Raw genomic sequence first — 23,621 nt, forward strand, 5'->3', positions numbered from 1 at the left:
CAGATCTGTTGTTCCCGTAGGCTAGATACGGCACACGTGCCTTATCCAGCCTAAGAGCGCATTACAGGCCCGCCTCTTCAGATGGCGGGCTTTTTTTCGCCGTGCGTTTACGCGGCGCACTCTTTTTCTTGTCACCACCACTACTACCCGGTGCGGCAATACCACGGAAGCGTCGTACCGGCGTGCTGCGCGCCTGATCGATTAGCTGATACAGCGTCCCCACCAGCGGCTGCATGAAATCCTGATATCGACACTGCTTTTCGCTGATTTGGGTCAGGATAGATTCCCAGTGCGCGGTCATATCCGGGCGCGTCGCCATTTCAGGCAGCGAATGAAACAGCGCTTTTCCGGCATCGGTAGAATGGATATAGCGCCCCTTCTTCACCAGGAAACCACGCTTAAACAGCAGCTCGATAATCCCGGCGCGCGTCGCTTCCGTTCCCAGTCCGTCCGTTGCGCGCAGGATCTTTTTCAGATCTTTATCCTGCACAAAACGCGCGATTCCGGTCATCGCTGACAGTAGCGTGGCATCGGTAAAGTGCCGCGGAGGCTGGGTCTGTCGTTCAACCACTTCGCCTTTTTCGCACAGCAGTTCGTCGTCTTTTGCCACCACCGGCAGCGGCGTCCCGTCGTTATCTTCGTCGCGCTCTTTGTTGCCAAGCAGCGTACGCCATCCGGCCTCTGCCAGAAAACGGGCTTTGGCGACAAACTTACCTTTCGCGATGTCCAGCTCAATAACGCACTTCCTGAATACCGCATCCGCGCAAAACTGCATCAGATATTGACGGGCAATCAGATTGTATATCTTCGCTTCATTATCGTTCAGGTTGATGGACGAACTGCGCGCGGTTGGAATGATGGCGTGGTGGGCATCCACTTTTTTATCATCCCAACAGCGGTTTCGCGTATCGGGATTGACCGCCGGTTGCGGAAGCAGATCCGGCGCATGGACGCTAATCGCGTTCAGCACCGCGTGACGCCCGGCAAAGTGTTCTTCCGGCAGATAACGGCTATCCGAACGCGGATAGGTGATCAGTTTATGGGTTTCATACAGCTTCTGGCAGATATCCAGAACGTTTTGCGCACTTAAGCCAAAGCGTTTCGCCGCTTCAATCTGCAACGCCGATAGCGAAAACGGCAGCGGCGCGGATTCTGATTCCCGTTTATCGTTATAGCTGGTGACAATCGCCGGCTGACCGTTAATGCGGTTTACCACGTGTTCAGCCAGCGAGCGATTCAGCAAGCGCCCTTCTTCATCCTGATGCGGCTCACACGCTTCGCTCGGCTGCCAGATAGCGGTAAACCGCTCATCGGCGGGCGTCACGATATGCGCTTTCACCTCGAAGAAGTCTTTGGCAACGAAGTTTTCAATCTCTTCATCGCGACGCACAACCAGTCCGAGCACCGGCGTCTGCACGCGCCCGACCGAAAGTACGCCCTGATAGCCCGCGTTACGCCCCAGAATGGTATAAGCGCGCGTCATGTTGATACCGTACAGCCAGTCCGCCCGCGCTCGCGCCAGTGCCGACACGCAAAGGGGGATGAACTCACTGTTGGCGCGCAGACGCTCAATCGCCCGCTCGACGGCCTGCGGGTTGAGGTCGTTAATCAGGCAGCGTTGCACCTGCTGGCGCTTTTCAGGGGCCAGTTGCAGGTAATCCAGCACTTCATCCACCAGCAGCTGTCCTTCACGATCGGGGTCACCTGCGTGAATGACTTCACTGGCCTCATGCAAAAATCGCTTAATAACGTTGAGCTGTTTGGTCACCGAGGGACGCGGCTGCAGTTGCCACTTTTCCGGGACAATCGGCAGATCAACCAGACTCCAGCGAGCATAACGACTGTCGTAGGCATCTGGCTGCGCCTGCTCAAGCAGGTGACCAATACACCAGGTCACCACTTGCCCGTTTCCGCATTCGATAAAACCGTCACCTTTGCGATGTGGCTTCGGCAGCACATCGGCGATAGCGCGCGCCAGACTCGGTTTTTCGGCAATAAACAACCGCATCGAGTTAACGGATCTCAACCATGGCGCGACCGCCACGAGCTTCCACTAACTCACCAATCGCGGTGAGGTCGATGCCAAACTGCGCCGCTGACGCTTTAACTTCGGCTTCAGCTTCCGGCGTTACCGCTAACAGCAGACCACCGGAAGTTTGCGGATCGCAGAGCAGATCGCGAACCGACTGCGGCATTTCACCCATCAGGTGTCCGTAGCTGGCAAAGTTACGCTGGGTACCGCCCGGCACCGCGCCCTGCGCGATGTATTCTTCAACACCTGGCAGCTTAGGAATAGCCTGGTAGACGATCTGCGCCTGAACGCCGGCCCCCTGACACATCTCGCTCAGATGCCCCAGCAGCCCAAAACCGGTAACGTCGGTCATGGCTTTCACGCCGTCGATATCGGCAAATGCCGCCCCGGCAATGTTCATCCGGCACATCACTTCCGTCGCCAGCCCTTTGTGCTCGTCCTTCAGCAGCGATTTTTTCTCTGCGGTGGTCAGGACACCAATACCCAGAGGCTTGGTCAAAAACAGCTTGCATCCCGCCTCGGCGGTGCTGTTTTTCTTCACGCGTTCAGTTGGAACAACGCCGGTTACCGCAAGACCAAAGATAGGCTCAGGGGCATCGATAGAGTGCCCCCCCGCCAGCGCAATACCCGCCTGACGGCAGGCAAAGCGTCCGCCTTCGGTTACTTCGCGGGCGATTTCCGGCGCCAGCTTATCAAGCGGCCAGCCCAGGATAGCAATTGCCATAATCGGTTTGCCGCCCATGGCGAAAATATCGCTGATGGCGTTGGTGGCGGCGATGCGGCCAAAATCAAACGGATTATCGACAATCGGCATAAAGAAATCGGTAGTGCTGATTACGCTGGTGCCGTTCCCCAGATCGTATACAGCCGCGTCGTCGCGGGTTTCATTACCCACCAGTAAGTTTGGATCAACAAACTTCGCCTGCTCGCTGTGCAGGATGGTTTCCAGCACTTTCGGGGAAATTTTACAACCGCAACCGGCTCCGTGGCTGTATTGCGTTAAACGAATAGCTTGCTCGCTCATGGACATCTCCTGTCATTGCAATCCGGATATGGTAGCGCTCATTCCATGATGTGGTAAGAGTGACTGTCTGAATTCGGGTGCCTTTGCTCATAATCCAGACAGTTTTGCCGTTGATATCAGAAATAACGGACGAATGCGCTCGGATCGGCAAGGGTAATCGTCGTGGATGCTTTCAACTGTGGTGTGCCCAGATAGAGAAAACCGACGATTTTATCTTGTGGGCGACAGTCAAACGCTTCGCGGACGACCTCACTTTCGGTTAATGCGCCACTGCGCCAGATACCGCCAAAGCCCTGGGCAATGGCAGCCATCTGCATGGCCATCACCGCACAACCGGCAGACATTTCCTGTTCCCATAGCGGAACCTTGTCGTTTGCTTCACATTTCGCTACCACGGTAATAATCAGCGGTGCGCGAAACGGCGCGCTGCGCGCTTTTTCCTGGGCCTTCTCATCGCTGCCAGATGCAATAGCGCCTTTTTCAAGCACGGCGGCAAAGCGTTCACGCCCTTCGCCCTCAATGACAAAGAATTGCCACGGTTGCAGCGTTTTGTGGTCCGGCGCGCGCATTCCCGCACGCAGAATATTTTGCAGTTGCTCTCCTGCCGGGGCCGGTTCGACGAGACGAGAGGCGCTACGACGGGTCATAAGTAATTCGAGTGCATCCATTTGCTTAACTCCAACAATGAAATTTGTTCACAAAATTAACACGTGAGCGGATTTTGTTACAGCACAGGCGGTGATTCCTGCTGACAAGTGCCTGTCGGGTCATTACGATAGCCTCATCTTATCGCCTTTCTCCGGGATTTCGGGGTGGCGTGTTGTTAATTGGTAGGGAGAATACATGCGAACCCTGTGGCGATTTATTGCCGGATTTTTTAAATGGACATGGCGATTACTCAATTTCGTCCGTGAATTTGTGCTTAACCTGTTCTTCATCTTTTTGGTGCTGGTTGGCGTGGGCATCTGGATGCAGGTCAGCAGCAGCAACACCAGCGAACACGCTGAGCGAGGCGCGTTGCTGCTCGATATCTCTGGGGTGATTGTCGATAAGCCTTCGAGCACCAGTCGTTTAAGCGTTATTGGCCGTCAGCTGTTTGGCGCCAGTTCCGATCGTCTGCAGGAAAACTCTCTGTTTGATATCGTGAATACGATTCGCCAGGCAAAAGATGATCGCAACATCACCGGCATCGTGATGGATCTGAAAAATTTTGCCGGGGCAGACCAGCCTTCCATGCAGTATATCGGCAAAGCACTGCGGGAATTCCGCGACAGCGGTAAACCGGTCTTTGCCGTGGGCGATAACTTCAGCCAGGGGCAGTATTACCTCGCCAGTTTCGCTAACAAAATTTACCTCTCTCCGCAGGGTTCCGTTGATCTGCACGGCTTTGCCACCAACGGTCTGTACTACAAGTCCCTGCTCGATAAGCTGAAAGTTTCCACGCACGTATTCCGCGTCGGGACCTATAAGTCTGCCGTAGAACCGTTTATCCGCGATGATATGTCTCCTGCCGCGCGTGAAGCCGACAGTCGCTGGATCGGCGAGCTGTGGCAGAACTATCTCGACACGGTCGCCGCCAACCGCCAGATCCCAGCTCAGCAGGTGTTCCCTGGCGCACAGGCAATGCTGGACGGTTTGACGAAGGTCGATGGAGATACGGCGAAATATGCGCTCGACAACAAACTGGTGGATGCACTCGCCTCCAGCGCCGAAGTCGAAAAAATGCTGACCAAACAGTTTGGCTGGAGCAAAGCGGATAAAAACTATCGCGCCGTCAGCTATTACGATTATTCGCTGAAAACACCGGCGGATACCGGAGACAGCATTGGCGTTATCTTCGCGAACGGCGCGATTATGGACGGTGAAGAAACCCCAGGAAATGTGGGGGGCGACACCACTGCCGCACAAATCCGCGAAGCGCGTCTCGATCCGAAAGTGAAAGCTATTGTTCTGCGCGTGAACAGTCCTGGCGGCAGCGTCAGCGCCTCGGAAGTCATTCGTGCTGAGCTGGCTGCGGCAAAAGCGGCGGGTAAACCGGTTGTCGTGTCTATGGGCGGCATGGCGGCCTCCGGTGGCTACTGGATCTCCACCCCAGCCAGTTACATTGTGGCAAACCCCAGCACTTTAACCGGTTCAATCGGGATCTTTGGTGTGATCAACACCGTAGAAAACAGCCTGGATTCCATTGGTGTACATACCGATGGCGTGGCCACTTCCCCGCTGGCGGATATCTCCATCACCAAAGCGTTACCGCCTGAAGTGCAGCAAATGATGCAATTGAGCATTGAAAATGGCTATAAGCGCTTTATCACGCTGGTCGCGGATGCACGTAAGACAACCCCTGAGCAGATTGACAAAATCGCGCAGGGTCACGTCTGGACCGGTCAGGATGCGAAGGCCAACGGACTGGTAGACAGCCTCGGTGATTTTGACGACGCCATCGCGAAAGCGGCTGAGCTTGCCAAGCTGAAACAGTGGCACATTGCGTATTATCAGGATGAACCGACATTCGTCGATATGGTAATGGACAGCATGTCAGGCTCCGTTCGCGCCATGCTGCCCGAAGCTATTCAGGCCATGCTCCCGGCGCCGCTGGCTTCTGCGGCCAGTGCAGTTAAAGCGGAAAGCGATAAGCTGGCCGCGTTTAACGATCCGCAAAACCGATATGCGTTTTGCCTGACCTGCGCCAACGTTCGCTAACAATTGCCCCCTCTTCGGGATGAAGAGGGGTTTTCATTGAGACAGAAGAAAAGTCATGCAAAAGAAATCGATTTACGTTGCCTATACCGGCGGTACCATTGGTATGCAGCGCTCAGAACAGGGTTATATTCCTGTTTCTGGTCATCTCCAGCGTCAACTGGCATTGATGCCTGAATTCCACCGCCCGGAGATGCCAGACTTCACCATCCACGAATACGTCCCGTTGATGGATTCCTCCGACATGACGCCGGAAGACTGGCAGCATATTGCGGAAGACATTAAAGCGCACTACGACGATTACGATGGTTTTGTCATTCTGCACGGCACCGACACTATGGCGTTTACGGCTTCGGCGCTCTCTTTTATGTTGGAGAATCTGGGTAAACCGGTAATTGTGACAGGGTCACAAATTCCGCTGGCAGAGCTACGTTCAGACGGGCAAATCAACCTGCTCAACGCGCTGTACGTTGCGGCAAATTACCCGATCAATGAAGTAACCCTGTTTTTCAACAATCGACTGTTTCGCGGCAACCGTACCACTAAAGCGCACGCCGATGGCTTTGACGCCTTTGCCTCACCCAACCTTGCGCCGCTCCTGGAAGCCGGGATCCACATCCGTCGACTGGGAACACCGCCAGCACCGCACGGCGCAGGTGAACTGATTGTTCATCCTATTACTCCACAACCGATTGGCGTAGTCACCATTTACCCAGGTATCTCCGCTGATGTGGTGCGTAACTTCCTGCGCCAGCCGGTAAAAGCGTTAATTTTGCGCTCCTACGGCGTGGGCAATGCACCGCAAAATAAAGAGTTTCTGCAAGAACTTGAAGATGCGAGCTCGCGTGGCATTGTGGTGGTGAACCTGACCCAGTGTATGTCCGGCAAGGTAAACATGGGTGGCTACGCGACGGGTAATGCCCTCGCCCACGCTGGCGTGATTGGCGGCGCGGATATGACCGTCGAAGCCACGCTCACCAAATTGCATTATTTACTCAGTCAGGGACTGGATGTGCAGAGCATTCGTGAAGCAATGACGCAAAATCTGCGCGGCGAGCTCACCCCTGACGAATAAAGGAGTCTATGCCCATGGCCCGAGCCTTACTGTTGGTCGATTTACAAAATGACTTTTGTGCCGGCGGCGCTCTCGCTGTTCCGCAAGGCGATAGCACAATCGAGATTGCCAACCGTCTGATTGACTGGTGCGCCCTACGCGGCGACACGGTTGTTGCCAGTCTGGACTGGCATCCGGCTAACCACGGTAGTTTTGCCAGCCAGCATCAGGTCGCCCCCTACAGTCAGGGACAACTGGATGGTCTGGCGCAAACGTTCTGGCCCGATCATTGCGTGCAAAACAGCGAAGGAGCGGCCCTGCATCCGCTGCTGAACCAGCGTGCAATAGCGAAAACCTTCACCAAGGGCGAGAACCCGCTGGTCGACAGTTACAGTGCGTTTTTTGATAACGGTCGTCGTCAGGCAACCGCGCTGAACGCCTGGCTGCTCGAACACCGCATTGCGGAGCTTATTATCATGGGTCTGGCTAGCGACTATTGCGTTAAATTCACCGTTCTGGATGCGCTCGATCTTGGGTATACCGTCAGCGTTATTACCGACGGCTGCCGTGGCGTCAATATTCAACCCCAGGACAGTGCAGAGGCGTTTATGGAAATGGCCGCAGCGGGCGCAACGCTGTATACGCTTGATGACTGGCTGGAAACCCATCGCTAATTGATGTCGACAGGATCCCCCCTGTCGGCACGTTATCTCAAGCCAGTGTCGAAATCTCTTCCAGCGAAACTTTGCGTGTTTCGATGCCAAAGCAAAAAAGAATCAGCGCGCACAGCACCAGCATTATGCCTAGCACGATAAAGACCGTAATCGAGCCGTAGCGGGTCAACAAGATAGCGACGCCATAGGGCGTAAATACTGCGACAATTCTTCCCACGGCATTCACAAAGCCCGATCCCCGCAATCTAAGGTGTGTGGGCCACAGTTCGGGGACATATACCGCAGAGGCAAAGCACACGTACATATACAAAAAAAAGATCATCACCAGCCCGTAGCTCAAAATAGCCCACTCTTCGGTTTGAATCGAATAGAAATATCCGAGCAGCGCGATAATAACCAACAAGAATGAACCAAACAATCGACGTGGAAAACGATCAATAATCAGTGTGGCAATAAATATCCCAACGGGTGCGCCAATCATAATTATCGCGGTCATAAAAATAGATTTCGTCACATCGATTCCCGAATTAACAAAAATCGTCGGGATCCATACCGTAATGGTATAGAGCGAAATATTCATCGCGATAAGCACGGTGATTGCCACCAGCGTACAACGCAACATCGGCCCTTTGAACAAGAGCCAAAATGAATCACTTTCCGTGCTTATATCCGCCGTCAGGCAATCGCTATGGCAGGGAGGTAAAGTGATGTTTTTTTCTTTCTGAATTTGCAGTTCCACCTGTAGAAGATGTTTTTCAGCTTCGTTTCTCTTTCCTTTGCCAGCCAGCCAACGAGGAGATTCAATATAATACTTTCCCGACAGATACCATGCTAAGAGCATCGCCATGCCACCGAGTAAAAACATCATCCGCCAGCTTAGAAAGGCGATAATCACAACGCCAATCGCCGCTGAAAGCATCGGCGACCAGTTGCCGACAAACGACAGGCGAGCAGACCACTTCCCACGCACCCCGGGCGGAATAAATTCAGTAAATGAGGCATAGCCCACCATAATCAGCGCTCCCATTCCGCTCCCCATTAGGAAGCGGAAAAAGATAAGCCAATACATGTTAGGCACAAACGTTGCCGCACAGGCAGAGACCCCGACGATCAGCAAATTGAAGCGGAACGCTTTGCGTCGACCAAGATAATCACCAATAAAGCCACCGGTTAGTGAGCCAATAAAATAGCCAAACATCAGAGCCGAGGTAAACGCGGCGTTGAGGTAATTATTTGACCAACCGGTACTGACTAATTTTGCCAACACCACATTCCCGGAATAGCTGAGAAAACCGGTGACTAATAAACTAAAACTGATAATGCCGAAAATACGAAAATGAAATCGAGATAAAGGTAAGCGATCTAATCTTGCACCGATAGGGTCACATTGTTCCATCTGGATGCCTCAAATTAAGCTAAATAGAAAGTATGGCGATCGCGGCAGAAAAAATCTCACCGCGCCATCCATCATCATTAGATTCTTCTGGCATTTTCCAGGTGCAAACTAAAATAATATCGATACGACCCACGTTAAAATTAATATACGAGTTGAATATTATTTTCTTTGCAAAATGCAATCCACTCTGCACCCGGTGCCTTATTGGTTATTAGGTAATTAATATGGCTAAAGTCCACGAGCTGGACGAACGCTTTACGATCGAACTTCGAATGATCAACCAACAGAGCCACCTCGGTCGCCTGGCGGATCATCGTCTTTTTGATTTCCGCTTCCGCTTCGTTAGAGTCAAGCGCTCCGCTCTGCATATCCAGACCTTTGCAGCTCATTACCAGGATATCAACATGATAGCGGCTGATAATCTCCTTGGTGATCCTTCCCTGAAGCGACAGCGTATTCTTATTTAATTCACCGCCAGTAGAAACAACGTTAATTTCTGACTGTGCAAGTTCATGAAAAGCTTCAGCCGAGTTGGTCAGTAGCGTCAGATCGTTTCTTTCCTTCAACAGTTTCAATAATTCCATCGCGGTACTGCTGGCGTCGGCAGCCATGGTGGTCTTATTTTTAATGAACGGTAATGCATTACGGGCAATGATCTGCTTTTCTTCAAAAAAAGATTTTGCACGCTTATAAAAATGGATATTGTCGGACAACGCGGTTGTATTGAGTACAGCACCGCCATATGTTCGGGTCAAAAACCCTTCATCTTCCAGTTTTTCCAGATCGCGGCGAATCGTTTCTTCAGTCACCTGAAAGATCGAACTTAAATTAGATACCGCTACTTTCTTATCATTCACCACCATTTGCTTAATGGCCTGAATCCTGTCTTTTGCCGCCACGATGACACCTCTGTTTGCTGCAAAGTAATAATAAGACCCAAGTATCTCACAGGCCATGTTTATTTTCAAAATAACATGTCTGAATCACAGATTTTAGCGCTATTTTACACAGAAACAGAGGTGAACCCCATTTGGCTTATTTTGTATCCAACGCCTCAGCCATTCGCCTCATCAATAAAGAATCATCATCGGTCAGGGGAATCGTTAACGCCTGAACATTATCACGGACCTGTTCAGGTGCGGTTGCGCCGCTCAGCAAGGTGATTAAATCGCTTTGCTTTAAAATCCACGCCAGTGCCAGCGCGGGGATTGTGCAGCGGTATTTTTCGCACAACGGCCGCCATTGCTCAAGCATGTCAATCACCCGTAGCATATTGTCTCGTTGGAACCAGACTTTGTTGGCCCGCGCCCCGCCAGGGACATAATCGCGATCAATAGTTCCGGTCAGTAGACCCTGCTCAAGCGGTGAATATACCTGCACGACGATGCCATGCTGCTGACATAACGGCAGCAGTTCAGCTTCCAGTGCCCGGTCAAGGATGCTGTACTTGGCCTGGATGATATCCAGCTCACCGTGTTTGAGATACTCCCTGATATGTTCCGCATCGACGTTAGCCGCACCGATAGAACGAATTTTCCCCTCTTTCTTGAGTGCGTTTAGTGTATCGACGGTTTCCGCAATCGGCGTAAAACAGGGTTCGACCGACTGCCAGTGGGTCATGTAGATATCAATGCTCTCAATACCCAGTCTTTGCAAACTGGCATCCACCTCTTCGCGAATCGACTCGGGTGTGAGATTTTTATACAACTGCCGGTCGCCCACTTTGTTAAACAAACTTCCTGTTCGCTCCCAGACGATGCCGCATTTGGTTTCAACAACGATATCGTTACGCGGCAGTTTTTTCAGCGCCTGCCCGACAATCACTTCACTATTGCCGAAGTTGTAACCTGGCGCGGTATCAATCAAATTAATACCGCAGCGATGCGCCTCAACAATGGTATCAATACAGACCTGCAGATCGAGATCGCCGTTCCACGCCGGACCGCCGCCAATCGCCCATGTGCCTAATCCCATGCGGGAAAGCGTAATATCCGTACTGCCTAAAGGAATCATTTTCATCTGCCGCTATTATCCTTCATATTCATCGAGAAGTTGTTCAACCAGCTTTCTGTTCTTCACACCCGTCGTGGCCCCTACGCTCAAAACCGATATGGCCGCCGTTGCATTAGCAAACAGCGCGCACTCACGCAGTGTTTTGCCTTCAAGCAGCGCGGAAATAAATCCCGAGGCAAAATTGTCTCCCGCGCCGATAGTGTCGATGGCGGTAATTCCCGAAACGGCTGGAACCTCGATTTTCATATCGACACGTTTGATAAAGCAGCCTCTCTTGCCGGTCTTAATCACGACTGTTTTCACGCCGCAGTTCAGGAAACTGTCGGCAATGTCATCCAGCGTCTCTTTCCCGGTGAGCAGTTTGGCCTCCTCAAAATTAGGAAACAGATAATCCACGTAGCTCAATGCCTGTCGAATATCTTTCAGTGTTTCATTAAGCCGCGGTTTGATCATATCCGCACAGATAATTAACCGATGCGCTTTCGCCTGAGCGAAAATTGCCGTCAGTGCATCGCTATCCAGTAACGGGCTATTAAAAATACTCGCCAGCGACAGCAGCTTTGCTTGAGAGAAGCGGTCAAAATCAACATCGCTGATATTCAGCTTCCACAGGCTGCCGTTACGGTTAGTCACGAAAGTACGCTCGCCATCGGCGGTGACTAATCCCACGTTAATAGATGTATCAATTGCGGCATCCTGCTTCAGGCTCTGAATATCTATATTCTCCCGACGACAGTGGTCGAGAATAAAATGACCTGCTGCATCAGCACCTACCCGGCTCATTAACGCTGTACGATGGCCGAGACGAGAAATAATAGTCGCTTCATTAATTGCGTCGCCGCCGGTTGTCATCGCTATTCTTTCTAACGGATAAGAATCAACATCAAAAATATTTTTACTCACCGGCTGTAAGGGAATATCAACAATAGCTGCCCCTATACAAATAACCTCGATATTATCCATGTTGTCATTCCGCTTTACCGTCAGAACCAAACAATTTAATTTTCTCCAGCGCGCGCTCTTTTACCGCTTTGCGAACTTCACGTTCAACGTGCAGGAAGGGCTGATTCTGGTTCTCCTGCACTGCCACCATGGCAGCCTGGCACAGTTCGGTATGAATGTTGATTTTAGAGATACCTAATGAAATGGCTTTTTTGATATCCGCATCGCTGATACCCGACGCACCATGCAACACCAGTGGCACGGATACGGCTTCCCGCACGCGTTTAACCACGTCGAAATTCAGTTTCGGCTCTGAGGTATAGACGCCGTGCTGGTTACCAATCGCCACCGCCAGAGAATCACAGCCGGTACGCTCGACAAATTCCGCCGCCTGGTTCGGATCGGTATAGTGATAACCCGCGAGCGCTTCTTCGTACACCGTTTCATTGCCCACATGGCCCAGCTCAGCTTCGACCGGCACACCCAGCGGATGGAAAAAATCCACGGCCTCTTTTGTCAGACGAATATTCTCTTCGAAATCAAAGGCAGAGGCATCACGCATCAGCGAATTCATACCATGAGTCCAGGCGTTATGGATAATCTCCATGCTACGTCCGTGATCCCAGTGGGTAATAACTGGAACCGAGGCCTTTTTAGCCATTGAAACCATCATGTGCGAAAAATCTTCGAACGAGGTATTACCCACAAAACCAGTACCGAAAGAGATAATCACCGGCGATTTCGATTCTTCCGCCGCATCAATCACCCCCATTAGCATTTCCGCATTCCACACGTTAAAGTGAGCAATCGCATAATGTTTATTTTGGGCATCATTTTCCCAATATTTAATATCTGCCAGCATAGTTATTTCTCCCTTTTCGATAAATTAATGATTTACTTTAATTACGCCTTTAATAATTTCGCTTTTGTTATTAACGGATTCATCAAACGCGCGCTGAACATCTGCATAATCGTAAATATGCGTCACCATCGATTTCACATCGAACCGACCGGAGGATATGGCTTCAATAGTAACCGGATAGCGGTTGGCGTAACGGAAAACGGTCTGAATAGACACTTCACGGTTAATTTTGAGGAAATTAATTGCGGAATCACCAGGTACTGTACCAACGATCATGATTTTCCCGCCGCGCATCACCAGATACGGCGCCTGCTTAACGGTTATGGCTGAACCGGCAGTTTCGAAAACAATGTCCGCGCCCATATCGCCAGAGAACTGCTGGCAGCGGACAATGGTGTCCTCTTTTGCACCGTTTATAACGGTTGTCGCCCCGAGTTGTTCAGCCATCGCCAGACGTTTTTCCAGCACATCAACCACCGCGATCTCGGTTGCGCCCAAACATTTACACGCCTGCAAAGTCATTAAACCAATACACCCCGCCCCAAGAATGACGATTTTCTTACCCGGTTTAACGTCTGCCAGCATTGCAGCATGCATACCCACCGCCGCTGGCTCCACCAGCGCACCTTCCAGGGTGTCCATGTTATCGGGCAATTTGTAAGTGAAACTCTCCGGATGACACAGATAGTGGGTTAGCGCGCCGCGGTAGTTGGGCTGCGTAGCCATAAAATCGACGTCCGGGCAGATATTGTATTTCCCTTCCAGGCAGTAGCGGCAGTGACCGCACGGTACACCGGGTTCAATATTCACCCGATCACCCGGTTTAAATTTGGTTACACGGTTCCCTACCGCCACCACCGTACCGGCGCATTCATGCCCCAAACCAATTTCCTGATTAGGATCTTTCGGCGGAATAAAAGGACCTGATTCAAAACCGTGAACATCTGAACCGCAAATACCAACGTATTCAACTTTGATCAGCACTTCATGCTCATTGGGCACCGGAATATCGGCGGCGATGATTTTCATCGTGCCCGGCGTTTTTAATATCGCTTTCGAGTTTTTCATTTTATTTCCCGTCAATATTATTTGCTGGTAACTGCATCAATCCCGAGACTTTCGACAGAGACGCCTTTGGTTTCAATTCCGATGGTAGCAATGGCAATGGCGACAATAATGGAGACCGCACCTAGCAGTACAAACACCCCTGTCACGCCGTAACCATTAAGTAATACTGCGACTGCATAAGGTGCGGCGATACCACTGACACGCCCGACAGCGTTGGCCAGTCCCGAACCGCGAAGTTTCGCTTCGGTCGGCCATATTTCCGGAACGTACACAGCGGAGGCATAACAAACATACATATAAACAAAAGTAATCAGGAAAAAACCGATTAATGTAATTAGCAGCATACTGGTTTGCAGCGAATAGATATAACCCAGCACAGCAATTAACACTAATAACCCCACCCCCATTGTTTTTCTCGGAATTTTATCCATTACCAGCATGGCGATAAAAATCCCAAATGGCGCACCGAACATGCTCATGGTATTTAAGACAATGGAGTCTTTCAGATTAATACCCTGGGTCATAAATATTGTCGGTAGCCAGTTAATTAAGGTGTACTGAACGACGTTCATGGCAATCAGAACAAAAGAACCCAAAATAACCCGCTTCAGCAATACACCTGTTAATAAGGCGGAGTACGGTACAGAACGAGGTTGTTTGCCATCATCCTTTATCACGACTGGCGGAAGAGGCTTACCGGTCTGTCGAATAACACCTTCTTCAATTGCCCGCATCACCTTTTCGGCTTCCTGGTAGCGCCCGCGAGACTCCAGCCAGCGAGGCGACTCAGGGAAACTGCGCCAGGCAATAACGGTTGCTATGAGCGACAGCACCGCAGGAATCAACAGCTGTACGCGCCAGTTCCATTCCGCGCTGATAAGTGGCGTCAGCCCCATCGCGATCAGTGAACAGAGCGGATAAGACCAGTTGCCGATAAACGAGACCCGACTCGACCAGGTACCACGATTTCTGCCAGGCATATATTCGGTAAACCCGGCAAATAAGGTGACCAGCAGCGCGCCTAATCCAACTCCCATCACAAAACGACAGGCGATCAGGAAGGTCATATTGGGTGAAAACGCACCAACGATCATAGAAAAAATATGAATCGCTTCATACAGAATAAATGCATTTTTACGCCCGATCTTATCGCCAATAATTCCCCCCCCGAGCGCACCGAGAAACATTCCAGCCGTCGTAATGGCAGAGAATGTGGCGGTGGTGGAATTATCAGTCCAGCCAAGTTCTTTTAATTGCGCGAGAATTAATCCGCCGACGGCATTACTCCAGCAAACCAGTAATCCGAAGGCAACCATGGCAAACATAGACGTATGCCAGCGACAGTCAGGCAGCCTGTCCAACCTCGCGCCGCAGTGTGGTTTTGCTATCTGTTCCATCCGGGAACCTTCCTTTAATAAATGGGGTTATTCATCAAAGTCGTAGGTCATGATGACCTTAATCGCGGTCTTATCGACCATCGCGTCAAAACCTTCTCGCCATTGCGATAAGCCGATACGGTGAGTGATCATCGGTTTGACTTTTATCGCACCGCTAGCGAGCAGGCGAATAGCATTGCGCCAGGAAGTGGAATCGTAGGCCATATGACCAATGATGCTTTTATTCCACGCAGTGATGTCGTTAATAGAAAAATCGAGAGGTTTGAAGCCCATCCCCACGCGGACGACTTCACCGTTAGGACGCAGCATTTCGATAGATTGTTTCAGGGCAATATTGGCACCAGAACATTCGATGACCAGTCCCAGATTGTCTTTCCCGCAGATCTCCTGACAACGTGCGACCACATCTTCGGTTGAACCGTTGACGACAGCCGTGGCCCCCATTTCTTTGGCTATCGGGAAACGTACCGCGACATCGTCTTCCAGCCCGACCATCACGATATTAACGGCCCCCATAATGCGCGCCATTTGTACCGAAAAAAGTCCCAGCGGGCCGGTACCAAAAACCACCACATCCTGACCCGGAAGAAATTTGGATTGCTGGGCGATAGATTTGTAGGCATTGCAGATGGGATCGAGTACAGCCGCCTCTTCATAATCAACGCCTGTTGGGATTTCCCACAGCGCATGACGGTGAATTTTGAGGATCTCCCCAGGGACCAGACAGTATTTCGAAAACCCCCCTCCCCAGGTATTGTTATCCAGACCTAAATTCACCTTTTCTGTACAACAAAGAAAATCACCTTGTTCGCAAGACGGACAAACGCCGCAGACGTGCCCGCTGTTGTCAGAAACCACTCGCTGACCGACTTTCCAGTCCTTAACCTTATCGCCAACCTGCACAATTTGGCCGGCAAATTCGTGACCACGAATCGAATTGAACTGGTCGGACCCACTGTCGACATTGTAGTGTTTCATGTCCGCGCCGCAGATAGCTGCCGCCTTGATTTCAATCACTACGTCATCCGGGCCGCATATCGGTTCTGGGACATCAATCATCTTGTAGCCGCCAAAGCTCTTGCCAAATCTTGCCAGTGCTTTCATTGAATTTTCCTTTGTGTTTAGTTTTGCATCACCTGGCATCATACTTATCCATATAATTTTTGAGGTCAACACAAAATCTTTAAAACACAGATTATGATCTGCATTTCACAACTTAGATCACAAATAAGTGCCAAAATGAATTGAAAGCCAAAGACACAGCAGCCGCTTGGTTAAAATGACGTGAACACCTTCGCATTTTTCCTGTTATGAAACTGTTAACCTGCAGGTGCTGTTTTTTTCGCCACGCCATTTCCGTGGCGTGTTTGCTTGTTTAAATGTCAAAGAGGAACACCGATGAAACTATTGCCTTTGTTGGCAGCATTACCCCTGCTTTGCGCCAGCGTTGTTTCCGCCAGTTCACTGATGTCAGTTGGCTACTTCAATGGTGGCGGCGACGTCACTGCCGGTCCTGGTGGCGACATCAATAAACTGGATGTTCGTCAGATAACCCATATCAACTATTCGTTTGGCCTTGTCTACAACAACGAAAAAGACGAGACCAATGACGCCTTAAAAGACGCCGGCAAGCTGCATCAGATTTGGCTTTCACCGAAAGTGCAGGATGATTTACTGAAAATTCCACAGCTGCGTAAACAAAATCCGAACCTGAAAGTATTGCTTTCCGTCGGTGGTTGGGGGGCACGTGGATTCTCCGGCGCGGCAGCAACGAAAGAATCGCGCGCGGTGTTTATTCAGTCTGCTCAGGAGATAATTGCGAAATATGGACTGGATGGCATCGACCTCGACTGGGAATACCCGGTCAACGGCGCCTGGGGACTGGTCGAAAGTCAACCAGCCGACCGAGCTAACTTTACCGCGCTGTTAAAAGAGCTCCGCGCCGCATTGGGGCATAAAAAACTACTGACCATCGCCGTGGGCGCAAATGCGGAAAGCCCGAAAAGCTGGGTGGATGTGAAAGCCATTGCGCCATCGCTCGACTACATAAACCTGATGACCTATGACATGGCTTACGGTACGCAGTATTTCAACTCGAACCTGTACGATTCGACACAATGGCCGACAGTCGCCGCGGCGGATAAGTACAGCGCTGATTTTGTGGTCAACAACTATCTTGCTGCCGGTCTAAAAGCGAGTCAGATGAACCTGGGCATTGGTTTTTATGGTCGCGTACCGAAACGCGCTGTTGAGCCAGGCATTGACTGGAGCAAACCTGACGCACAGAAAAATCCTGTTACCCAGCCCTATTTCGGGCCCGCGCAAGTTGAATTGTTCAAATCACTGGGCGTCGATCTGAGCAAAGATACCTATGTGAAGTACAACGATATCGTGGCGAAATTGATCAACGATCCGCAGAAGCGCTTTAGCCAGCATTGGGATGATGAAGCAAAAGTACCGTGGCTGTCAGTGCAGTCTGTGGATGGAAAAGCGCTCTTTGCCCTCTCTTATGAAAACCCGCGCTCGGTAGCGATCAAGGCTGACTACATCAAGAGCAAGGGGCTGGGAGGCGCCATGTTCTGGGAATACGGTGCAGATGACCAAAACCAGTTGGCGAAGCAGTTAGCCGATTCGTTAGGCATCAAACACTGATCCCAACGCCTGACACAATAGGTTATGATTATCGCATTCTGCTGCGCCAGCTTTTGGCGCAGCTTTTCATTTTCTACTGGAGGCATGAGCTTTATGGCTTTTATCCCTAAAAATTACGCCCGTCTGGAAGTCGGTTACCGGGAAAAGGCGCTTAAACTCTTCCCCTGGGTCTGCGGACGTTGTTCCCGTGAGTTCGTGTACTCAAATTTGCGCGAATTGACGGTACACCATATCGATCACGATCACTCCAATAACCCGGAAGATGGTAGCAACTGGGAAATGTTGTGCCTGTACTGCCACGATCACGAACATTCCAAATATACGGAAGCGGACCAGTATGGTTCAACGGTGGTTGCAGGCGAAGATGCGCAGAAAGCGGTGGGCGAAGCGAAATATAATCCGTTCGCCGATCTGAAGGCGATGATGAACAAGAAATAACTTCAACTGCGGGCCCGACATAGATGTTTGCCGGGCCTGAGTAATCAGGATTTAAACGTCGCAATGGGTTCGGGCGTAATACCAAACTCCACTTTCAACTGCTGCTTACTCTTCATCACCATCTCACCGTTGGTATCAATCGTCATATGCTGCGCGTCAATATTGTTTCGCGCCTGCCATAACATCACCAGCTGTAAGCAGTTCTCTTTTTGTTCTGCCGTTAGCGCCACGCCATCCGGCCATTTTCCGAGTTCAACGGCAGTTGATAAGCGCTGATAAACTTCCGGCGTCATGCTGTTGATCATCTCATCAAGATTCATGTTAAATCCACTCTCCGTAGAATAATTTGCTGAATCGTTTCTTCAGCCTTTGGTCTGCTCACCGTTTTCACCATCGGTGAAGTTCAAAGAGGCTGAGTTAACGCAGTAACGTTCACCGGTAGGTTGCGGACCATCCGGGAAAACGTGCCCCAGATGCGCATCACAGTTACCACAGCGGATTTCAATGCGCTGCATACCGTGTGAAGTATCTTTAATGTAACGGATAGACTCTGCGCTGACAGGCTCGTAAAAGCTGGGCCAGCCGCAGCCAGAGTCATATTTTGTCTCGGAACGAAATAGCGGTTTGTCACAGACCAAACAGTGGTAGATTCCGTCACGCTTGTTGTGCAGCAAACGCCCGGTAAATGGCGGTTCTGTCCCGTGATTCTGCGTCACGTAGAACTGCATTTCGGTTAAATTTTTTTTTAGTTCTTCTGGAGAAGGTTGATTAGCCATTTGCTCACATCTCGCTTTATCTAAACTCACATCGCAAGACAGATTCTAACAAAACATTAACACCAGAGTGCGAACTTTTGTTCTAAACTTGATCCGTGCGAAATGGCAGCCTGCAATTCGTGATCACAATCACGTTTTTATCTTGATTGCCCTTTAGAATTCGGGCCGCCGACCCCATGTGGTTTCAAGCCCAAAGGAAGAGTGAGGCGAGTCAGTTGCGCAAAGCTTAAGCAGCAGATTGATTTGTCGCAATGATTGACACGATTCCGCTTGACGCTGCGTAAGGTTTTTGTAATTTTACAGGCAACCTTTTATTCACTAACAAATAGCTGGTGGAATATATGACTATCAAAGTAGGTATCAACGGTTTTGGCCGTATCGGTCGCATTGTTTTCCGTGCTGCTCAAGAACGCTCTGACATCGAGATCGTTGCAATCAACGACCTGTTAGACGCTGACTACATGGCTTACATGCTGAAATATGACTCCACTCACGGCCGTTTCAACGGTACCGTTGAAGTGAAAGACGGTCATCTGATCGTGAACGGTAAAAAAATCCGTGTTACCGCTGAACGTGATCCGGCTAACCTGAAATGGGACGAAGTTGGTGTTGACGTAGTAGCTGAAGCTACTGGCCTGTTCCTGACAGATGAAACCGCTCGTAAGCACATCACTGCTGGCGCGAAAAAAGTGGTTCTGACTGGTCCGTCCAAAGATAACACTCCTATGTTTGTTAAAGGCGCTAACTTTGACAAATACGAAGGTCAGGACATCGTTTCTAACGCTTCCTGCACCACTAACTGCCTGGCTCCGCTGGCTAAAGTTATCAACGACAACTTCGGCATCATCGAAGGTCTGATGACTACTGTTCACGCGACCACCGCTACTCAGAAAACCGTTGATGGCCCGTCTCACAAAGACTGGCGCGGCGGCCGCGGCGCATCCCAGAACATCATCCCGTCCTCTACCGGTGCTGCTAAAGCTGTAGGTAAAGTACTGCCAGAACTGAACGGCAAACTGACTGGTATGGCGTTCCGCGTTCCTACCCCGAACGTATCTGTTGTTGACCTGACCGTTCGTCTGGAAAAAGCTGCTTCTTACGAAGAAATTAAGAAAGCAATCAAAGCTGCTTCCGAAGGCCCGATGAAAGGCGTTCTGGGTTACACCGAAGACGACGTAGTATCTACCGATTTCAACGGTGAAGTTTGCACTTCCGTGTTCGATGCTAAAGCTGGTATCGCACTGAACGACAACTTCGTGAAACTGGTATCCTGGTACGACAACGAAACCGGCTACTCCAACAAAGTTCTGGACCTGATTGCTCACATCTCCAAATAAGTTGAGATGAAACAGTAATCTGTAAGAGCGACTCAGGTCGCTCTTTTTTTTGCCTGAAGATACCCGTCATACTTCAAGTTACCGGTGTGTTGGCAATGCTCTCTCACCCGAATCACTTACTTCTGTAAGCTCATCGGGATCGTTCACTTGCCGCCGTCCTGCAACTCGAATTATTTAGGGTAAAAAAAAGGATTGCATAATGATTAATAAAATTTTTGCACTTCCGGTAATCGAACAAATTACCCCGGTCCTCTCCCGCCGCCAGCTTGATGAACTTGAGATTCTTGTGGTCGATCATCCACAGGTTAAAGCATCTTTCGCACTGCAGGGCGCACATCTTCTTTCCTGGAAACCCAACGGCGAAGAGGAAGTCCTGTGGCTAAGTAACAATACCCCGTTTAAAACCGGCGTAGCGCTGCGTGGCGGCGTACCAATTTGCTGGCCGTGGTTTGGTCCGGCTGCTCAGCAGGGCCTGCCTTCTCATGGTTTTGCCCGCAACCTGCCATGGACGCTGAAAGCGCACAATGAAGACGACAATGGTGTGGTGCTGACGTTTGAATTGCAAAGCAACGCTGAAACGCGTCAGCTATGGCCGCACGAGTTCTGCCTGCTGGCCCGTTTCAAAGTAGGTGCCACCTGTGAAATGGAACTGGAAGCCCACGGTGAATTTGAAACCACCTCTGCGCTGCATACCTATTTCAACGTCGGTGACATTGCGGCAGTAAAAGTCAGTGGACTTGGCGATCGCCTGATCGACAAAGTGAATGATGCTAAAGAAGATGTGCTGGCTGATGGTATCCAGACCTTCCCGGACCGCACCGATCGTGTCTATCTGAATCCGCAAGCGTGCAGCGTTATCCATGATGATGCGCTCAACCGCAATATCGACGTCGTCCATCACCACCATCTGAATGTCGTGGGCTGGAACCCGGGTCCGGCGCTGTCCGTTAGCATGGGCGACATGCCGGATGACGGCTATAAAACGTTTGTTTGCGTAGAGACGGCTTACGCGACCGCGCCGCAGAAAACCCGCGAAGAAAAACCATCACGCCTGGCGCAAACTATCCGCGTTGCTAAACGCTAAAATTGTGTCTGTAGCCTGACGGAGCTTGCGCCTTATCCGGCCTACCAAACATTGCGTAGGCCGGATAAGAAGCGTGAGCATCGCCATTCGGCAAATCAGGCCATATCCAGCGCCGTTTTACCCTTTGGCGCTGGATATGCCTTATCTAACTGCTTCAGCTCATCAACAGAGAGCGTTATCTCCAGCGCGGCGGCATTTTGTTCGACATGCGCTACGCTTGCCGCTTTTGGAATCGCCATCACGCCCGGCAGACGGATCACCCATGCCAGCAAAATCTGCGCAGCACTAACATTGTGCGCGTGCGCGATGTCGTTCACCACAGAGTGAGAAAACAAGTCACCGCGCAATCGCCCCGCCTGAGCCAGCGGACTGTAAGCCATGACCGGCATCTGCTGCTGCTGGCACCACGGCAGTAAATCATATTCAATACCGCGCGATGCTAAATGATAAAGCACCTGGTTAGTGGCACATTCCCGCCCACCTGTGACTTGCCATAACGCCTGCATGTCATCGTAATCGAGATTAGAGACGCCCCAGCGGCGGATTTTCCCCTGCGCAATGAGTGCTTCCATGGCATCAACGGTCTCAGCAAATGAAAAACTGCCCGTCCAGTGGAGCAAATAGAGATCCAGATAATCGGTTTTTAGTCGACGCAGGCTCGCTTCACAGGCGGCAATGGCTTTCTGACCACCGGCATTCCAGGGGTATACTTTCGAGACTAAAAAAGCGCTATCACGACGCCCGGTTAATGCTTCACCCACTACCTCTTCCGCTGCACCATCTGCATACATTTCGGCGGTATCAATCAATCGCAGACCGAGATCGAGACCAGCCCGCAGCGCTGAAACCTCTTCCCGACGTCGGCCAGTATCCTCGCCCATGTACCATGTTCCCTGCCCAATAGCAGGCAGCGATACCTGCTTTGTAAACATCACCTGTTTCGCTGTCATCGCACCCTCCTGTGTTAATGCACCACAGTAAAGCAAAACAACTGGCATGTGTCCTGTTAGGGTGCACAAATTGCACCTTCTAAGATTGGAAGTTGACCGCTATGGCAACGGCAATAAAAAACCCGGGAACAAACAATGCGCCCGGGCCAAATGACAGAAAATCTTAACTGCACTGCGGTTATTTTAAGCGACCTAAATATTTCCCCTCTTTCATCGCGTTAATTTTCCCGTTTTTATAGACGATGACGGAAATCAAGCCCGCGCTATAAGACTGAGCGTCTGCATTGTTCTCATCATTTGCCGCAGCTTTGCCATTAATATAAGCAATACCATCAGCGCCACGTTTAAAGTCTACGCCCAGTTTATTCACATGCACGGGTGTGATTTTACTGGCGTGCAGCGGAGCATTAGCATCGCTGACCATCGTTTTATGTTCATTCTGTAACTGCTGACGGTAAGCCTCGCTGATGGCATAGGCTGGTGCAGCAGCAGATGTTGCGACCAGTACAGCGATAATTATTAATTTCTTCATAAGTTACACCTTAATAATTATTGTGTTTGTGGTGATGACTGGAATTAGTCTCATTTGAGTTATATACGTTTTGCGCGTTCTCCATAGCTTGTTTTTCAGCTACGGCATTGATTGTCGCCTGACGGTTTTGCTCAGCGATATAGCAGGCATCGCGGCTCACGCCCTTGCTTTCGCAAGCACTCATGCGTGAAGCCTCGGTGGAACATCCCGTCAGGATCCCACCCATCACTGCTATCATGATTAACTTTTTCATTATCTCTACCAGGTTTATTCGCAAGAAAACCACATGACATTTAATATCAGAGCCATGCAGCGTTACTGTCTTTACTTATTAAGTTGGAGTAATATCTGCAATCGCTTATTTAATGTCAATTTTAATTTTTTCAGATAAATACCTAAAAGATGTAAAATAAAAATTAACTTAATGATTATATTTTTTCAAATGAAAGTTAACTTTCATCGTTACACAAAAATAATAAAATAGTTATCTTGCTATTTTTAGTGGCGAGAGTTTCACGATAAAATTATACCGTGATTATAAAATAGAATATTATCAATATATTGCGAAACCAGAAATCACTCTCCCAGAACAATGATTCGTGAAACTGTACAGATACTCTTCCATTCACAAACGAATAGATTTCAGTCTCATCAAACAACAGGTTTAATTTTGGTAATTGCGGCAGGAAAAAT

The 23,621-nt window shown here is 50.3% G+C and carries 23 protein-coding genes; 7 read left to right on the top strand and 16 right to left on the bottom strand.

All coding sequences use genetic code 11. The features are described from left to right. Positions 1 to 61: 61 nt before the first annotated feature. From topB to ABIE10_RS04245, 3 genes are all read right to left on the bottom strand, one after another. Positions 62 to 2,008 carry a DNA topoisomerase III gene (topB, locus tag ABIE10_RS04235; protein ID WP_049282049.1) on the bottom strand — a complete coding sequence of 649 codons (1,947 nt, stop codon included), beginning with the start codon at positions 2,006 to 2,008 and terminating at the stop codon, positions 62 to 64. A gap of 4 nt (positions 2,009 to 2,012) precedes the next feature. Continuing rightward, positions 2,013 to 3,056 carry a selenide, water dikinase SelD gene (gene selD, locus ABIE10_RS04240; protein ID WP_103766207.1) on the bottom strand — a complete coding sequence of 348 codons (1,044 nt, stop codon included), beginning with the start codon at positions 3,054 to 3,056 and terminating at the stop codon, positions 2,013 to 2,015. 116 nt (positions 3,057 to 3,172) lie between these two features. Further along, the gene (locus ABIE10_RS04245; RefSeq protein WP_016152830.1) at positions 3,173 to 3,724 is read right to left on the bottom strand and encodes an NAD(P)H nitroreductase; all 552 of its coding nucleotides are present in this window, start codon (positions 3,722 to 3,724) and stop codon (positions 3,173 to 3,175) included. 175 nt (positions 3,725 to 3,899) lie between these two features. Between ABIE10_RS04245 and sppA the strand changes: the two genes are divergently transcribed. The 3 genes from sppA to pncA are packed head-to-tail and all read left to right on the top strand — an operon-like array spanning position 3,900 to position 7,481. Next, positions 3,900 to 5,756 (top strand): signal peptide peptidase SppA, encoded by a 1,857-nt coding sequence (gene sppA, locus ABIE10_RS04250; protein WP_016156312.1) that lies wholly within the window; start codon positions 3,900 to 3,902, stop codon positions 5,754 to 5,756. Positions 5,757 to 5,811: 55 nt separating this feature from the next. Next, complete coding sequence (gene ansA, locus ABIE10_RS04255) at positions 5,812 to 6,828, top strand: asparaginase (RefSeq protein ID WP_016156311.1); 1,017 nt, start codon at positions 5,812 to 5,814, stop codon at positions 6,826 to 6,828. Between the two features lie 14 nt (positions 6,829 to 6,842). After that, entirely contained in the window at positions 6,843 to 7,481 is a 639-nt protein-coding gene (pncA, locus tag ABIE10_RS04260; RefSeq protein ID WP_046275890.1) for a bifunctional nicotinamidase/pyrazinamidase, read from the top strand. 37 nt (positions 7,482 to 7,518) lie between these two features. Here the strand turns inward: pncA and ABIE10_RS04265 are convergent, their stop codons facing one another. The 8 genes from ABIE10_RS04265 to ABIE10_RS04300 all read right to left on the bottom strand — a co-directional run bounded on the left by ABIE10_RS04265 (position 7,519) and on the right by ABIE10_RS04300 (position 16,263). Continuing rightward, positions 7,519 to 8,877 carry an MFS transporter gene (locus ABIE10_RS04265; protein ID WP_047498903.1) on the bottom strand — a complete coding sequence of 453 codons (1,359 nt, stop codon included), beginning with the start codon at positions 8,875 to 8,877 and terminating at the stop codon, positions 7,519 to 7,521. A 140-nt stretch (positions 8,878 to 9,017) separates the two neighbouring features. Further along, entirely contained in the window at positions 9,018 to 9,776 is a 759-nt protein-coding gene (locus tag ABIE10_RS04270) for a DeoR/GlpR family DNA-binding transcription regulator (RefSeq protein ID WP_016152825.1), read from the bottom strand. A gap of 136 nt (positions 9,777 to 9,912) precedes the next feature. Then, positions 9,913 to 10,896: an NADH-dependent methylglyoxal reductase gene (gene ydjG / locus ABIE10_RS04275; RefSeq protein WP_016152824.1), complete on the bottom strand. Its 984-nt coding sequence runs from the start codon at positions 10,894 to 10,896 to the stop codon at positions 9,913 to 9,915. A gap of 9 nt (positions 10,897 to 10,905) precedes the next feature. Next, a complete protein-coding gene (locus ABIE10_RS04280) occupies positions 10,906 to 11,853 on the bottom strand; it encodes a carbohydrate kinase family protein (protein ID WP_047358601.1) in 948 nt (315 codons plus the stop codon). A gap of 4 nt (positions 11,854 to 11,857) precedes the next feature. Next, on the bottom strand, positions 11,858 to 12,694 hold the full coding sequence (locus ABIE10_RS04285; RefSeq protein WP_016152822.1) for a ketose-bisphosphate aldolase: 837 nt from the start codon (positions 12,692 to 12,694) through the stop codon (positions 11,858 to 11,860). Positions 12,695 to 12,718: 24 nt separating this feature from the next. Continuing rightward, positions 12,719 to 13,762 (bottom strand): NAD(P)-dependent alcohol dehydrogenase, encoded by a 1,044-nt coding sequence (locus tag ABIE10_RS04290; RefSeq protein WP_047498905.1) that lies wholly within the window; start codon positions 13,760 to 13,762, stop codon positions 12,719 to 12,721. Positions 13,763 to 13,779: 17 nt separating this feature from the next. Then, positions 13,780 to 15,159, bottom strand: a complete 1,380-nt coding sequence (locus ABIE10_RS04295) for an MFS transporter (RefSeq protein WP_016152820.1) — start codon at positions 15,157 to 15,159, stop codon at positions 13,780 to 13,782. A 27-nt stretch (positions 15,160 to 15,186) separates the two neighbouring features. Next, positions 15,187 to 16,263, bottom strand: a complete 1,077-nt coding sequence (locus tag ABIE10_RS04300) for a zinc-binding dehydrogenase (RefSeq protein WP_016152819.1) — start codon at positions 16,261 to 16,263, stop codon at positions 15,187 to 15,189. Between the two features lie 294 nt (positions 16,264 to 16,557). On the opposite strand from ABIE10_RS04300, the gene ABIE10_RS04305 reads away from it, so the two are divergent. Beyond that, the gene (locus ABIE10_RS04305) at positions 16,558 to 17,811 is read left to right on the top strand and encodes a glycoside hydrolase family 18 protein (protein WP_429154825.1); all 1,254 of its coding nucleotides are present in this window, start codon (positions 16,558 to 16,560) and stop codon (positions 17,809 to 17,811) included. 93 nt (positions 17,812 to 17,904) lie between these two features. Beyond that, a complete protein-coding gene (yajD, locus tag ABIE10_RS04310; protein ID WP_003832478.1) occupies positions 17,905 to 18,249 on the top strand; it encodes an HNH nuclease YajD in 345 nt (114 codons plus the stop codon). A gap of 44 nt (positions 18,250 to 18,293) precedes the next feature. Here the strand turns inward: yajD and ABIE10_RS04315 are convergent, their stop codons facing one another. After that, entirely contained in the window at positions 18,294 to 18,569 is a 276-nt protein-coding gene (locus ABIE10_RS04315; RefSeq protein ID WP_016152817.1) for a YeaC family protein, read from the bottom strand. Between the two features lie 42 nt (positions 18,570 to 18,611). Continuing rightward, entirely contained in the window at positions 18,612 to 19,025 is a 414-nt protein-coding gene (msrB, locus tag ABIE10_RS04320) for a peptide-methionine (R)-S-oxide reductase MsrB (RefSeq protein ID WP_049282061.1), read from the bottom strand. Between the two features lie 341 nt (positions 19,026 to 19,366). On the opposite strand from msrB, the gene gapA reads away from it, so the two are divergent. After that, entirely contained in the window at positions 19,367 to 20,362 is a 996-nt protein-coding gene (gapA, locus tag ABIE10_RS04325; protein ID WP_003030697.1) for a glyceraldehyde-3-phosphate dehydrogenase, read from the top strand. 199 nt (positions 20,363 to 20,561) lie between these two features. After that, the gene (locus tag ABIE10_RS04330) at positions 20,562 to 21,446 is read left to right on the top strand and encodes a D-hexose-6-phosphate mutarotase (protein WP_016156308.1); all 885 of its coding nucleotides are present in this window, start codon (positions 20,562 to 20,564) and stop codon (positions 21,444 to 21,446) included. Between the two features lie 95 nt (positions 21,447 to 21,541). Here the strand turns inward: ABIE10_RS04330 and ABIE10_RS04335 are convergent, their stop codons facing one another. The 3 genes from ABIE10_RS04335 to ABIE10_RS04345 all read right to left on the bottom strand — a co-directional run bounded on the left by ABIE10_RS04335 (position 21,542) and on the right by ABIE10_RS04345 (position 23,181). Further along, positions 21,542 to 22,396 (bottom strand): aldo/keto reductase, encoded by an 855-nt coding sequence (locus ABIE10_RS04335; RefSeq protein WP_429154829.1) that lies wholly within the window; start codon positions 22,394 to 22,396, stop codon positions 21,542 to 21,544. 178 nt (positions 22,397 to 22,574) lie between these two features. Continuing rightward, a complete protein-coding gene (locus ABIE10_RS04340) occupies positions 22,575 to 22,928 on the bottom strand; it encodes a hypothetical protein (RefSeq protein WP_429154831.1) in 354 nt (117 codons plus the stop codon). 10 nt (positions 22,929 to 22,938) lie between these two features. Further along, positions 22,939 to 23,181, bottom strand: a complete 243-nt coding sequence (locus ABIE10_RS04345; protein ID WP_131348408.1) for a hypothetical protein — start codon at positions 23,179 to 23,181, stop codon at positions 22,939 to 22,941. Positions 23,182 to 23,621 lie beyond the last annotated feature (440 nt).

This window comes from Citrobacter sp. 506 (genome assembly GCF_050434985.1).
Classification (GTDB): Bacteria; Pseudomonadota; Gammaproteobacteria; order Enterobacterales; family Enterobacteriaceae; genus Citrobacter; species Citrobacter braakii.

Coding starts and splice junctions, on each gene's coding strand:
- ABIE10_RS04330 (WP_016156308.1), top strand. CDS start 20,562: ATGATTAATAAAATTTTTGCACTTCCGGTAATCGAACAAATTACCCCG.
- yajD (WP_003832478.1), top strand. CDS start 17,905: ATGGCTTTTATCCCTAAAAATTACGCCCGTCTGGAAGTCGGTTACCGG.
- ABIE10_RS04295 (WP_016152820.1), bottom strand. CDS start 15,159: ATGGAACAGATAGCAAAACCACACTGCGGCGCGAGGTTGGACAGGCTG.
- gapA (WP_003030697.1), top strand. CDS start 19,367: ATGACTATCAAAGTAGGTATCAACGGTTTTGGCCGTATCGGTCGCATT.
- ydjG (WP_016152824.1), bottom strand. CDS start 10,896: ATGAAAATGATTCCTTTAGGCAGTACGGATATTACGCTTTCCCGCATG.
- ABIE10_RS04335 (WP_429154829.1), bottom strand. CDS start 22,396: ATGACAGCGAAACAGGTGATGTTTACAAAGCAGGTATCGCTGCCTGCT.
- ABIE10_RS04265 (WP_047498903.1), bottom strand. CDS start 8,877: ATGGAACAATGTGACCCTATCGGTGCAAGATTAGATCGCTTACCTTTA.
- ABIE10_RS04300 (WP_016152819.1), bottom strand. CDS start 16,263: ATGAAAGCACTGGCAAGATTTGGCAAGAGCTTTGGCGGCTACAAGATG.
- pncA (WP_046275890.1), top strand. CDS start 6,843: ATGGCCCGAGCCTTACTGTTGGTCGATTTACAAAATGACTTTTGTGCC.
- ABIE10_RS04285 (WP_016152822.1), bottom strand. CDS start 12,694: ATGCTGGCAGATATTAAATATTGGGAAAATGATGCCCAAAATAAACAT.
- ansA (WP_016156311.1), top strand. CDS start 5,812: ATGCAAAAGAAATCGATTTACGTTGCCTATACCGGCGGTACCATTGGT.
- ABIE10_RS04305 (WP_429154825.1), top strand. CDS start 16,558: ATGAAACTATTGCCTTTGTTGGCAGCATTACCCCTGCTTTGCGCCAGC.
- ABIE10_RS04245 (WP_016152830.1), bottom strand. CDS start 3,724: ATGGATGCACTCGAATTACTTATGACCCGTCGTAGCGCCTCTCGTCTC.
- ABIE10_RS04340 (WP_429154831.1), bottom strand. CDS start 22,928: ATGAAGAAATTAATAATTATCGCTGTACTGGTCGCAACATCTGCTGCT.
- msrB (WP_049282061.1), bottom strand. CDS start 19,025: ATGGCTAATCAACCTTCTCCAGAAGAACTAAAAAAAAATTTAACCGAA.
- ABIE10_RS04280 (WP_047358601.1), bottom strand. CDS start 11,853: ATGGATAATATCGAGGTTATTTGTATAGGGGCAGCTATTGTTGATATT.
- topB (WP_049282049.1), bottom strand. CDS start 2,008: ATGCGGTTGTTTATTGCCGAAAAACCGAGTCTGGCGCGCGCTATCGCC.
- selD (WP_103766207.1), bottom strand. CDS start 3,056: ATGAGCGAGCAAGCTATTCGTTTAACGCAATACAGCCACGGAGCCGGT.
- ABIE10_RS04290 (WP_047498905.1), bottom strand. CDS start 13,762: ATGAAAAACTCGAAAGCGATATTAAAAACGCCGGGCACGATGAAAATC.
- ABIE10_RS04315 (WP_016152817.1), bottom strand. CDS start 18,569: ATGAATCTTGATGAGATGATCAACAGCATGACGCCGGAAGTTTATCAG.
- ABIE10_RS04345 (WP_131348408.1), bottom strand. CDS start 23,181: ATGAAAAAGTTAATCATGATAGCAGTGATGGGTGGGATCCTGACGGGA.
- sppA (WP_016156312.1), top strand. CDS start 3,900: ATGCGAACCCTGTGGCGATTTATTGCCGGATTTTTTAAATGGACATGG.